We start from the raw sequence: 13,115 nt of genomic DNA on the forward strand, positions 1-13,115 counted from the left end.
GCCCCCTGGCCCGGTACGCCGGGCCAGTCGATTCCCACCGCTCGGGCTTCCCATGGGAAGCCCGAGCGCTTTACGCAAGGAACTCCGATGATTTGGCACTTGATCGCCGCCATCTTCGCCGGCCTGGGGGCCGCGGGCCTCGGCCAGCTGCTGCGCCTGGCCAGCGGCAAGCGACTGCCCCGCTGGCTGGTGCCGGTGTTCGCCGGCCTGGGTATGCTGGGCTACCAGGTCTATACCGAGTACAGCTGGTTCGATCACAAACGCGGCCAGCTGCCCCCCTCCGCCGAGGTGGTGGACGAAGAACGCAGCCAGATCTTCTGGCGCCCCTGGACCTACCTCGTGCCCTTGACCAGCGCCTTCCGGGTGGTCGATCACGACAGCGTCCGGGGCGCCGAGATCGATGGCCAGCGGGTGGTGGAATTCATGCTCTATCGCTTCGAGCGCCAGCCCATGGATAGCGTCACGCCCCAGGCGCTGCTGCTCAATTGCGCCACCCGGGAGCTGATCCCGCGGGACGATGGCCCCCAGTGGGAGCAACTGCGTCGCCTCCGCGAGGATGCCCCTCTGCTCGGGGCCGTCTGCGCCGCCCCCTGATCGGGTAGAATAAGCGCCGTCACCGAGGGAGGGCCCCCATGTTTTCAGGCTGGCTGCTGATCGCCGTTTCACTCGCCTATATCGCCGTGCTCTTCGCCATCGCCTGGCGCGGCGACCGCCGCGCCAAGCGCCAGGGACCCAGCCGGCGGCGTCCGGTGATCTACAGCCTGGCCCTGGCCATCTACTGCACCTCCTGGACCTTCTATGGCGCCGTGGGCGAGGCGGCCACCTCCGGCTGGTCCTTCGCCAGCATCTTCGTCGGCCCCGTCCTTACCTTCCTGCTGTTCTGGCCGGTGCTGGCCAAGATGATCCGCGTCGCCAAGCACCAGAACGTCACCTCCATCGCCGACTTTATCGCCTCCCGCTACGGCAAGACCCAGTCCCTGGCGGCCTTCGCCAGCCTGGTGGCGCTGATCGGCACCCTGCCCTATATCGCCCTGCAACTGAAAGCGGTCTCCGCCTCCTTCCAGGTGCTCACCGAGGCCTCGGACCTGACCCGGACGCCGCTGTTCGCCGATACCGGCTTCTATGTGGCGGTGGTGATGGCGCTCTTCGCCATCCTCTTCGGCACCCGCCATACCGATGCCACCGAGCACCACGAAGGGCTGGTCCAGGCCATCGCCTTCGAGTCGCTGGTCAAGCTGGGGGCCTTCCTGCTCCTCGGCGCCTATGTCACCTGGGGCATGTTCGACGGCCTGGGCAGCCTGCTGGCCCAGGCCGATGCCCAGATGGAGCTGCAGCGCCAGTTGGCGGAACAGGACTTCGGGCGCAGCTTCTGGGCCCAGACCCTGCTGGCGATGCTGGCGATCTTCTGTCTGCCACGCCAGTTCCATGTGGCGGTGGTGGAGAACACCCACCGCGACGATGCCGCCAAGGCGCGTTGGCTCTTCCCCCTCTACCTGGTGGCCATCGGCTTCTTCGTGCTGCCCCTGGCCGCGGCGGGGCTGACCCTGTTCGGCAACGATCCCTCGGTGCGCCCGGACAGCTATGTGCTGGCGCTGCCCATGGCCGCCGACGCCCCCTGGCTGACCCTGCTGACCTTTATCGGCGGCTTCTCGGCGGCCACCGGCATGGTGATCGTCGCCGCGGTGGCGGTCTCCATCATGATCTCCAACGAGATCGTCATCCCGGCGCTGTTCCGGCTGCGCTGGTTCGATACCAAGGCCCGCGACTATGGGCGCCTGGTGCTGCGCGCCCGGCGCCTGACCATCCTGGTGATCCTGACCCTGGCCTACGGCTTCTATCAGCTGATCGGCGAGTTCAGTTCCCTGGCCTCCACCGGCATGCTGTCGTTCGCCGCCGCCGCCCAGTTCGCCCCGGCCCTGCTGGGGGGCCTCTACTGGAAGCGCGGCAACCGCCTCGGCGTCATCGTCGGCATGAATATCGGCTTCGCGGTCTGGGCCTATACCCTGCTGGTGCCGGCGCTGATCGGCGCCGGCGTACTGCCCCAGGCCTGGCTCGCCGGCGGCCCCCTGGGCATCGCCTGGCTGGCCCCCACCCAGCTGTTCGGCCTCAATATCGGCGACAGCTTCACCCACGGGGTGATGCTCTCCCTGGGCCTCAACCTCTTCTGCTATATCTTCGTCTCTCAGATGACCCCCCAGCGGGTGGTGGAGCGCATCCAGGCCTCGCTGTTCGTCGACAGCGTCGAGACCCGCCAGACCTCGGTGAACCGCCCCTGGACCGGCGCCACCACGGTGGGCGACCTCAAGGTGCTGTGCGAGCGCTTCCTCGGTGCCAACCAGGTGCATCGCGCCTTCGAGGATTACGCCAAGCGCAGCGGCACCGCCCTGGACGACGGCGCCCGGGCCTCCATCGACGTGATCCAGTTCACCGAGCGCTTCCTGGCCTCGGTGCTGGGCGCCTCCTCGGCACGTATCGTCGTCAACTCGGCCCTGCAGGGCCGCGGCATCGGCATCTCGGACGTGATCTCCATCGTCGACGAGGCCTCCCAGGTGCTGGAATTCAACCGCGCCCTGCTGCAGGCCACCATCGAGAACATCAACCAGGGCATCAGCGTGGTGGACCAGAACCTGCGCCTGGTGGTGTGGAACCAGCGCTACCTGGAGCTGTTCCGCTTCCCCGATCACCTGATCCGGGTCGGCGCCCCGGTGGACAAGATCTTCCGCTACAACGCCCATAACGGCGAGTACGGCCCCGGCGACCCGGAGGAGCACGTGGAGCTGCTGCTGGACAATATCCGCCAGGGCCAGCCCCACCGCTATGTGCGCTACCGCCAGGATGGCAGCGTGCTGGAGGTGCAAGGCACGCCCATGCCCGGCGGCGGCTTCGTCTACACCTATCAGGACATCACCCAGCAGAAGCGCACCGAGGAAGCGCTGATCCGCTCGGAGAACAATATCCGCATCTATACGGATAACGTGCCGGCGCTGATCGCCTACTTCGACAAGGAGTGCCGTTACCTCTTCACCAACCGCGCCTACGAGCAGGCCTTCCATATCGACCGCAATGTGGTGATCGGCAAGCGCATGGGCGAGGTGATGCCGCCCCAGGTGAGCCGCGAGCGGGGCCCCTGGATCGAGCGCGCCCTGGACGGCGAGCGGGTCAGCTTCGAGATCTCCCTGGACGACGGCGAGGGCGGCACCCGCTATATGCTGGTCACCTACACGCCGCACTTCGGCGACAGCGGCGCCATCCTCGGCTTCTTCGCCCTCTACCAGGACATCACCGAGCGGCGCCTGGCGGAGATCGCCCTCAAGGAGACCAACGAGACCCTGGAGGAGCGGGTCCGCGAGCGTACCCAGGCGCTCTCCGAGGCCAACGCCGCCCTGCGCCAGGAGAACCGGGTGCGCGCCGAGGCGGAGCAGGCCCTGCGCCAGGCCAAGCAGGTGGCCGAGGATGCCAACGCCTCCAAGACCCGCTTCCTGGCCGCCGCCAGCCACGACCTGCTGCAACCCCTCAACGCCGCCCGGCTGTTCACCTCGGCGCTCTCCCAGCAGGTGGACGCCGAAGACCTCAAGCGCACCATCGGCCATATCGACAACTCCCTGCAGGCCGCCGAGGAGCTGCTCGGCACCCTGCTCGACATCTCCAAGCTCGACGCCGGCGCCCTGACGCCGCGGCGCAGCCATTTCGCCCTGGCCGATATCATTCGCCCGCTGCGCGCCGAGTTCGAGGTCATGGCCGAGGATCGCGGCCTCGACCTGGTGGTGGTGCCCACCCGGGCCTGGGTCGACAGCGACGCCCAGATGCTGCGGCGCATCGTGCAGAATTTCCTGTCGAATGCCATCCGCTACACCCAGCAGGGCCGGGTGCTCCTGGGTTGCCGCCGCCAGGGTCAGCGACTCAGCATCGAGGTATGGGACTCGGGCCCGGGGATTCCCGAATCCAAGCAGGCCGAGATCTTCCAGGAGTTCCGCCGCCTCGATCAGGCCTCCCGCCACAAGGAGAGCGAGAAGGGCCTGGGCCTGGGGCTGTCCATCGCCGACCGCATGAGCCGGGTCCTGGATCACCCCATCCGGGTGCGCTCCTGGGAGGGCATCGGTACCGTCTTCTCGGTGAGCGTGCCGGTGGTGGCCGCCGGCGCCGATCGGCATGACGAGGACGCGGCACCGCGGCGCAGTGCCGGCAAGCTGGCCGGCACCCGCATCCTATGCATCGATAACGAGACGCTGATCCTGGAGGGCATGAAGGCGATGCTCTCCGGCTGGGGCTGCGAGGTGTTCACCGCCACCTCCATCGGCGGCGCCAAGTCGATCCTGCGCCACCTGGACGGCGACCCGGATGCGATCCTCGCCGATTACCACCTGGATAACGAGGTCACCGGCCTGATGGCCCTGGAGGCCCTTGCCGAGCGCCTGGAAGGCGCGGTGCCGGGGATCGTGATCACCGCCGACCGCACCGAGGAGGTCGCCGAGGAGATCAAGCGGGCCGGCTATCAGCTACTGCACAAGCCGGTGCGCCCCGCCGCCCTGCGCGCCCTGCTGACCCGCACCCTGCAGGCCAGCCGCGCGGCGCAATAGCGCCAAGCGGCCAAGCGGCCAAGCGGCCAAGCGGCCAAGCGGCCAAGCGGCCAAGCGGCCAAGCGGCCAAGCGGCCAAGCGGCCAAGCGGCCAAGCGGCCAAGCGGCCAAGCGGCCAAGCGGCCAAGCCAGTAAAGCGTAGGTCCATAACGCAGAAAACCCACCATCAGGTGGGTTTTCTACGTTTTCTTGGCGCTAGGATTCGACCTTGGGCGGCTCCACCTCGAGCTTCTGGGCGGCGATCACCGCCTGGGTGCGGGAGTGCACGCCCAGCTTGCGCAGGATCGCGGTCACATGGGCCTTGATGGTGGCCTCGGAGACGTTGAGTTCGTAGGCGATCTGCTTGTTGAGCAGCCCCTCGGTGAGCATATTGAGGACCCGGAACTGCTGCGGCGTCAGCGAGGCGATCGCCTCGGCGAACTTGGTCTCCTCCTCGTTGGACTCGCCCAGGGTCTCGGCCAGTTCCGGCGGCAGCCACACCTCTCCCTCGAGGATCTCGCCCACCGCCTCGGCGATGGCCTGCAGGGAGGAGGACTTGGGAATAAAGCCGGAGGCACCGTAGTCGATGGCGCGGCGCACCACATGGGGCTCGTCGCTGCCGGACACCACCGCCACCGGGATATCCGGGGTCTGGCCACGCAGTTGAATCAGCCCGGAGAAGCCATGGGCCCCCGGCATATGCAGGTCGAGGAGCACCAGGTCGGCGTCCGGGTGGCGGGTCACCACCTCGGTGGTGGCCTCCATGGTATCGGCTTCGACGATCTCGGCCTGGGGCGCCAGTTGTCGCAGTGCCTGGGTCAGGGCGGCACGAAACAGCGGATGGTCATCGGCGACGATGAATTTCTGGGCAAAGGCCATTGAATCTCCTCCGGATCTTGGGCCGGCCGTAGCGGCGGGGCGCTTTCGCCAAGGCTGACAGGCATGTTACCCCAAGGCACCTATGATTCCCAAACCCGCGCCTTCTACGCCTCGCCATCACCGTCGTGGCACAAGAACACCGGCCGTCGGGGCCGGTGTCGAAAACAGGTTACCCCGGGCAGGGACCCGGGACCTCGGTTCAACGGTTAACCGGCCTCGGTGCCGGCACCAATAGCAGACCGCCCCGGGCAATGACCCGGGGCGTCGCGGTTTAACGATTGGCGCGGTGCTCGATCAGCTCGTCCACCACCGAGGGGTCGGCCAGGGTACTGGTATCGCCCAGCCCATCGCACTCGTTGGCGGCGATCTTGCGCAGGATACGCCGCATGATCTTGCCGGAACGGGTCTTGGGCAGGCCCAGCGCCCACTGGATCACGTCCGGCGTGGCGATGGGACCGATGTCCTTGCGCACCCACTGGGCCAATTCCTTCTTGAGCTCGTCGGTGGCCTCCACGCCATCGGCCAGGGTCACATAGATATAGATGCCCTGCCCCTTGATATCGTGGGGGAAGCCGACCACCGCGGCCTCGGCCACGGTCTCGTGGGCCACCAGGGAGGACTCGATCTCGGCGGTGCCCATGCGGTGCCCGGAGACGTTGAGCACGTCATCGACCCGGCCGGTGATCCAGTAGTAGCCATCCTCATCGCGGCGACAGCCGTCACCGGTGAAGTAGTAGCCCTTGTAGGTGGAGAAGTAGGTCTGCACGAAGCGCTCGTGATCGCCCCAGATGGAGCGTGCCTGGCCCGGCCAGGAATCGGCGATCGCCAGGTTGCCGTCCACGGCGCCTTCCAGCACCTGGCCCTCGCTGTCGAGCAACACCGGCTGCACGCCGAAGAAGGGACGCGTCGCCGAGCCCGGCTTGAGGTCGATGGCACCGGGCAGCGGGGAGATCATGATGCCGCCGGTCTCGGTCTGCCACCAGGTATCGACGATGGGGCACCGGGAGTTGCCGATCACCCGGTAGAACCACTCCCAGGCCTCGGGGTTGATGGGCTCACCCACCGAGCCCAGCAGGCGCAGGCTGTCGCGCTTGCTGGAGTCCATGACGTGGTCGCCATGGGCCATCAGGGCGCGCACCGCGGTGGGGGCGGTATAGAGGATATTGACCTTGTGCTTGTCGACGATCTCGCCCATGCGACCATGGGTCGGATAGCTGGGCACCCCCTCGAACATCAGGGTGATGGCGCCATTGGCCAGGGGCCCGTAGACGATATAGCTGTGGCCGGTGACCCAACCCACGTCGGCGGTGCACCAGTAGACCTCGCCGTCCTGATAGTCGAAGACGTACTGATGGGTCAGGCTGGCATAGGTGAGGTAGCCACCGGTGGTGTGCTTGAGCCCCTTCGGCGCCCCGGTGGAACCGGAGGTATAGAGGATAAACAGCGGATCCTCGGCGTTCATCTCCTCGGCGGCACACTCGGTGGACTGGTCATCCACGGCCTCGTGGAACCAGACGTCGCGCCCCTCGTGCCAATCGATATCGCCGCCGGTGCGCTTGACCACCAGCACCTTCTCGCACACCTCGGCGCCGACCCGGGTCAGGGCCGCATCCACGTTGTCCTTCAGGGGCACCTGCTTGCCGCCGCGCACCGACTCGTCGGCGGTGATCACCAGCTTGGAGTCGGCGCCGATCACCCGCTGCGCCAGGGCGTCCGGCGAGAAGCCGCCGAAGACCACCGAGTGAACCGCACCGATACGGGCACAGGCCAGCATGGCCATGGCCGCCTCGGGGATCATCGGCATATAGAGGGTCACCACATCGCCCTTCCGTACGCCCAGCGCCTTGAGGGCATTGGCCAACTGGTTGGTGCGCTCATAGACCTCGCGGTAGGTCAGGTGCTTGGCGTCGTTGGGGTCGTCGCCTTCCCAGATGATGGCGGTCTGGTCGCCGCGCGTCTCCAGGTGGCGATCGAGGCAGTTGACGCTGGCATTGAGGGTACCGTCCTCGAACCAGCGGATATCCACGTCATGGGGGTCGAAGGAGGTGTGCTTGATCCTGGTCGGCGACTTGAACCAGTCGATGCGCTTGGCCTGTTCCGCCCAGAAGCCCTCGGGGTCGTCCACCGACTGCTGGTACATGGCCAGGTATTTTTCCTTGTCGGCCCAGGCATTGGCGGCGATATCCTCGCGCACCGGATAGACATGCTGTTCGGTCATGGTAGTACCCCTATCCCGGAGAGTGATCCGAATTCATTCTGCCGGCCCCTGTTGTTATTGATGCTGGCCGACCCTGAAAGACAGGCCCAGCATATACCGCCCCAAGCCGGGTCGCCCTTTAGACATTGGTAGCAACAAATTTCTTTTAAATAACAATAGCTTATTTTTGATTTTTCGCCACTTCTCCGGGCGCATAGACCAAGGTCTGAGCACAATGTCGACAACGATAAGCCTGGCCGCGGCGGGCCAGGGCATGGCGCCGCGCGGAGAAGCCGTGCTCGCGACAGGCGCAGCGGTAGGTATAGGGCATGGGGCTCGCGCGCCCCACATCGAAGCGGTGCGTCGTGCGCGGTTCCAGCCCGAAAAGCTCGCGCATCACCTGGCGCCATTCGCGGCCATGGGGGCGCAGTCTGGGCCCTTCGTCGAGGTGCCAGACCAGCCAATGGGCCATCTCGTGGGGCACCACTTCGGCCAGGAAAGGGTGGCGATTCTCTTCCAGCAGCACGGGATTGAAGCGCAGGCCACCGCGCCCGAAATGGGCCTGGCCGGCGCTCTTGCCGCGCAGGTCGCACCATACCCGGGGGCGGGGCAGGTGGGGGTGGACCTCGCGGCAGAGCCGCCAGGCCGCCTCCACCTGGCGATGCAGGCAGGCCTCGAGCTCGCCGGCATCCAGGGCGGCGAGCGATTCGGCGGGGGGCGTGAGCAGCGCGGGTGTCGGCATGGATGCTAGAATGCCGAGCCAGACCAACGGCGTCCAGCGCGCCTAGCCGATTGCCCCGGCCCCCAGCGACTTTCCCAAGCGAGAGCCCCATGTCCGAGACTCCCCTGCCCCAGCCCCTGCTCGACGACGATGCCCTGGACTACCTGGATGATTTCTTCGACTCGGAGCGGGTCGGGCCCGATGCCCTGGACCTGATCGGCACCCATGGCTATCTGGTGGCCCTGGCGGTGGCGCCCCGCGAGGTACCCGCCGCCACCTGGGTCGCCGAGCTGTTCCAGGGCGAGCCCGACTTCGCCGATGACGTCGAGCGGGAGCGGGTCCTGGCCCTGCTCGAGCAGCTGCGCCATAACGCCATCGAGGCCCTGGAGCAGGGCCTACTGCCGGAGCTGCTGTTCGAACTGACCCTGGACGGCATTCCCCCGGAGGAGACCCCCATCGGCGACTGGTGCGCCGGTTTCATGGAGGCGGTGTTCCTCGACGAGGCGGCCTGGTTCGAGGGCGACGAGGAGGGCGCCGCGGCGCTGCTGCTGCCTTTTATGGCCCTGTCGGGGCTCTTCGACGACGAACCCGACATGGCCGAGCTGGCCGGTAGCCCCAGTCAGTTGGAGGAGCTGGTGGCCCAGTTGCCGGAGCTGGTGCTGGACCTCTATCTGCTCTATCGGGTGCCGCCGGAGAAGCCCAAGCCCAGCCCCCAGCGCAAGCGCCCCGCCGGCGGCCAGGGCGGCAAGCACAAAGGCGCCAAGAGCCAGGGCAAGGGCAAGGGCGCCAAGCGCAAGCGCTAAGCCGGCAACTCACAGTGCAAGGCAGGACAACCGGATAAGCCAGGCCACCGGGCAAGGCGGCTCGCTCACCTCCGGGCCGAAACCCCGACGCTACGCTCGCCGACTGACGCGCACGAGCCGGACCGAGGTCCCTCTCGCCGCCTCTAAATCGACATCCCTGTCGATTTGCGCTATCCGGCTCACTGCGCGTCGGCGGCCCGGCGAAATCGCTCGCCTGTCTTTCCCGATGGCTATGCCCTACTCCTGGCTTCGTCGGAGCGATGTTTCTTCCAGCTTCAAGCTTATCTAAGCCGGGTCAGCAAGCCATCCAGGGTACCGAAGAGCCACTCCTTGAGGCGCTGCCAGCGGGGGCGACGGGCCCAGGCGGCGGCGTGAATCTCATGGCTGGCGGCGAAGTTGCGCTCGAACAGCACCGCCACCTCCCGGGCGAAGCGCGGGTCGTCGATCTCCTGGTTGGCCTCCAGGTTCCAGTGCAGGCTCCAGTGATCGAAGTTGCAGGAGCCGATGGAGCTCCAGTCGTCCACCAGGCAGAACTTGGCGTGGATAAAGGAGGGCTGGAACTCGAAGATACGGATGCCCGCCCGCAGCAGGCGACCATAGAAGCGCTGGCCGGCGTAGCGCACCCCGGGATGATCGTGGGCCTCGCCGGGCAGCAGCAGGCGCACATCCACGCCACGCCGCGCCGCCAGGGCCAGGCGGATCCGCAACCCCAGGGTGGGCACGAAATAGGGGGTGCAGATCCACAGCCGCCGGCGTGCCTGCCGCACCCGCTGGTGCAGGGAGCGGCGGATCGCCTGGTAGCGATAGCCCTGGCCCCAGACCACCCGGCCACGCATGCCCTGGTAGCCGTCATCGTCCGCCAGGGCCAGGCGCAGGCCACGCACCAGGGCCGCCTCCCCCGCGCCCCGGGTCAGGGAGGAATCCCAGAGCCGCGAGAAGAGCCGCACCCAGTCCGCCACCACCGGTCCCTCGATACGCACCGCCACCTCGTACCAGGCCTGCAGGAAGTCATCCACGGCGCCGAAGCCGCCGGTAAAGGCGACGCGGCCGTCCACCACCACCAGCTTGCGGTGGTCCCGGGTCAGGTTGCGCACCAGCGGCAGATGGAATCCCAGGGGATTGAAGAAGCGCAGCGCCACGCCGAACTCGGCGAGGCGTCGCCGGTCCGCCTCGACCAGCCCCATGGCGCCATAGCCATCGAGCATCAGCAGTACCCGCACGCCGCGTCCCGCGGCACGCCCCAGGGCCTCGATCACCGCATCGCCGAGGCGCCCCGACTCCATCAGGTAGAGCTCCACCAGTACCCAGGACTCGGCCGCCTCCAGGGCCTCCAGCATGGCCGGCAGGAACTGGCTCGCCTCCGGTAGCAGGGTAAAGCGATTGCCGTCCCGCCAGACTCCCCGCATGCGCCTCTCCTTTCGCCGATCCGCCTGCGTATAATAGTGCGGCACCCCCGAACTCGAAGGCAATGGAATGGCCTGGCGTCCCCTCCACGCTCTATTGCGCCGTCTGCTCGACGCCTGGGTCGAGCTCCGTCACTGCGACCCGGCTCCCGATACCCTGGCCCTCGACCCCGAGCGCCCCGTCCGCTATGTGCTGCCGCACCGGGCCCTGAGCGATCGCCTGCTGCTGGAGAACCTGTGCCGCCGTCATGGCCTGCCCCTCGATGCGCCCCCCGGCACCTCGGCCATCCTGAGCCTGCCGGAAGCGCGCCGCCGGCGGTGGCGACGCCGCCACTCGTCCTCGCCCCTGGCGGCCCTGACGGAAGGCCTGTCGGACTCGCCGCGGGCCGATCCCCAACTGGTGCCGGTGAGCATCTTCTGGGGCCGCGCCCCCGGCAAACGCTTCGGCTTCTGGAAGCTGCTGGCGGCGGACAGCTGGGCCCTGACCGGACGACTGCGGCGCCTGCTGTCGGTACTGGTCAACGGCAGGAGCGTCGAGGTGGTCTTCGGTGCTCCCCTGCGCCTCGGCGAGCTGCACGACCCGGCCCGCCCCGAGCTGACGGCCCGCAAGGCGGGGCGGCTGCTGCGGGTCCACTTTCGCCGGGTGCGAACCCGGGTGCTGGGCCCCGACCTCTCCCACCGCCGCACCCTGATCGATAGCGTGGTGGCCAGCCCCGAGGTGCGCCGCGCCATCGATGAGGCGGCCGCGGCCCAGGAGCGCTCCCGCGCCCGGTTGACCCGGCGCGCCCAGCGCTATGGTCGCGAGATCGCCTCCAATATGTCCTATCCGGTGCTGCGCTTCTTCGATCAGTTGCTCAAGCGCCTCTGGACGCGGCTCTACGATGGCGTCGAGGTCACCGGCATGGAGGCGGTCAAGGCCCTGGCCGGCGACCATACCCTGGTCTATGTGCCCTGCCACCGCAGCCATATCGACTACCTGCTGCTCTCCTATGTGCTCTACCGCCAGGGGCTGATGCCGCCCCATATCGCCGCCGGCCGCAATCTCGACATGCCGATCGTGGGGCCCCTGCTGCGCCGTGGCGGCGCCTTCTTCATGCGCCGCAGCTTCCGCGACAACCGCCTCTATGCGGCGGTCTTCGACGCCTATCTGCATCGCCTGCTGGCCCGGGGGCACGCCCTGGAGTACTTCATCGAGGGCGGGCGCTCGCGCAGCGGCCGCCTGCTGCCGCCACGCCCCGGCATGCTGGCCATGACCCTGCGCTCCCAGGCACGGCTGATCCAGGAACAACGACGCCCCCGGCCGCTGGCCTTCGTGCCGGTCTACTTCGGCTACGAGCGGGTGATGGAGAATGCCAGCTACCGCCGCGAGCTGGCCGGCGAGAAGAAGCGCAAGGAGTCGCCGCTGGCCCTGTTTGGCACCCTGAGGCGCCTGCGGGAGCCCTTCGGCCGGGTGACGGTGGCCTGCGGCGAGCCGCTGATCCTGGATCAATGGCTCGATGCCCGAGCCCCGGAGTGGCGCCAGGCCTCGCCCCAGGGACGGCCGGCCTGGCTGGGGCAGGCCTTGCCGGCCCTGGGGCAGACACTCTCCCGGCGCATCAATGCCACCGCCCGCCTCAACGCCAGCAACCTGGTGGCCCTGGCGATGCTGGCCACCCCTCAGCGGGTCATCGAGACGCCCCGGCTGGAGCATCAGCTGCGCCTGCTGGCCCGCCTCGGTCAGGCGCGCCCCGGCGAGTCCCTGGCGCCCCCCGAGGGCACCCCCGGCGACTGGATCGATCACGCCGAGCGGTTGGGCCTGATCCGCCGCCGGCCCCAGGCGCTCGGCGAGCTGGTGGTGGCCGATGCCGACCAGGCCGCCCAACTGGGCTGGTATCGCAACAATGTGCTGCACGGCTTCGCCCTGCCGGGCCTGGTGGCCTTCGCCTTCCGCAATACCCCACGCCATGACGCCGCCAGCCTCACCCACCGCCTGAGCCCGATCTGGCCGCTGCTGGTGCGCGAGCTGGCCATCACGGCCCCCGACGACCTGACGGCGGCCACCACCGAGCAGCTCTGCCGGCTGACGGATCAGGGACTACTGGAGGCGGTGGACGGTAGCTGGCAGCGACCGCAATCGCTGGCCGACCAGGCCGCCCTGGATCAGCTCGGCGCCCTGGTGGAGCCCTTCCTGGCCCGGGGTTTCCTGCTGCTCACGGTGCTGCTGCGCCAGCCCAGCGGCCGGGCCACCCCCAAGGCCCTGGCCGACCAGGGACGCCAGCTCGCCGAGCGACTGGCGCTGCTCTCCGGCCTGCCGGCCCCGGAATTCTTCGATGCCAGCCTCTTCGCCGCCCTGCTGGAGGGGCTGGAGGCGGAAGGCTGGGTATGGCGCGACGACGAGCGCGTGCACTATGGCGCCACCCTGCGGGAGGCCGCCCGGCACGCCCAGGAACTCTTCGATTCGACCCTGCGCCAGCGGCTGATGCTACTGGCCGAGGCCGGCGAGGATAATGGGCAGGAGAAAAGTTAAGGCTCTTCGCACTTTGGCGTGAATACCATGGCGGGAGCGCGGCGGTCCGGC

General features: G+C 68.1%; 8 protein-coding genes. 4 read left to right on the forward strand and 4 right to left on the reverse strand.

The window, feature by feature from the left end; genetic code table 11:
- Positions 1-87: 87 nt before the first annotated feature.
- Positions 88-594, forward strand: coding sequence for a hypothetical protein (locus ACQ1W9_RS15980; protein WP_431024243.1), 507 nt, complete (start codon positions 88-90; stop codon positions 592-594).
- Positions 595-632: 38 nt separating this feature from the next.
- Entirely contained in the window at positions 633-4,577 is a 3,945-nt protein-coding gene (locus tag ACQ1W9_RS15985; protein WP_431024244.1) for a hybrid sensor histidine kinase/response regulator, read from the forward strand.
- Between the two features lie 194 nt (positions 4,578-4,771).
- Here the strand turns inward: ACQ1W9_RS15985 and ACQ1W9_RS15990 are convergent, their stop codons facing one another.
- From ACQ1W9_RS15990 to ACQ1W9_RS16000, 3 genes are all read right to left on the reverse strand, one after another.
- Positions 4,772-5,434, reverse strand: a complete 663-nt coding sequence (locus ACQ1W9_RS15990) for a response regulator transcription factor (RefSeq protein WP_346062562.1) — start codon at positions 5,432-5,434, stop codon at positions 4,772-4,774.
- 271 nt (positions 5,435-5,705) lie between these two features.
- On the reverse strand, positions 5,706-7,652 hold the full coding sequence (gene acs / locus ACQ1W9_RS15995; protein WP_431024245.1) for an acetate--CoA ligase: 1,947 nt from the start codon (positions 7,650-7,652) through the stop codon (positions 5,706-5,708).
- A gap of 160 nt (positions 7,653-7,812) precedes the next feature.
- Positions 7,813-8,373, reverse strand: coding sequence for a SprT-like domain-containing protein (locus ACQ1W9_RS16000; RefSeq protein WP_346062564.1), 561 nt, complete (start codon positions 8,371-8,373; stop codon positions 7,813-7,815).
- A gap of 89 nt (positions 8,374-8,462) precedes the next feature.
- Between ACQ1W9_RS16000 and ACQ1W9_RS16005 the strand changes: the two genes are divergently transcribed.
- Positions 8,463-9,155 carry a YecA family protein gene (locus ACQ1W9_RS16005; protein ID WP_431024246.1) on the forward strand — a complete coding sequence of 231 codons (693 nt, stop codon included), beginning with the start codon at positions 8,463-8,465 and terminating at the stop codon, positions 9,153-9,155.
- Positions 9,156-9,436: 281 nt separating this feature from the next.
- Here the strand turns inward: ACQ1W9_RS16005 and ACQ1W9_RS16010 are convergent, their stop codons facing one another.
- Complete coding sequence (locus ACQ1W9_RS16010; protein WP_431024247.1) at positions 9,437-10,561, reverse strand: phospholipase D-like domain-containing protein; 1,125 nt, start codon at positions 10,559-10,561, stop codon at positions 9,437-9,439.
- 67 nt (positions 10,562-10,628) lie between these two features.
- Between ACQ1W9_RS16010 and plsB the strand changes: the two genes are divergently transcribed.
- Positions 10,629-13,064 carry a glycerol-3-phosphate 1-O-acyltransferase PlsB gene (gene plsB / locus ACQ1W9_RS16015; RefSeq protein ID WP_431024248.1) on the forward strand — a complete coding sequence of 812 codons (2,436 nt, stop codon included), beginning with the start codon at positions 10,629-10,631 and terminating at the stop codon, positions 13,062-13,064.
- Positions 13,065-13,115 lie beyond the last annotated feature (51 nt).

The sequence above is a fragment of the Halomonas sp. H5 genome, from assembly GCF_050613175.1.
GTDB lineage: Bacteria > Pseudomonadota > Gammaproteobacteria > Pseudomonadales > Halomonadaceae > Bisbaumannia > Bisbaumannia salifodinae.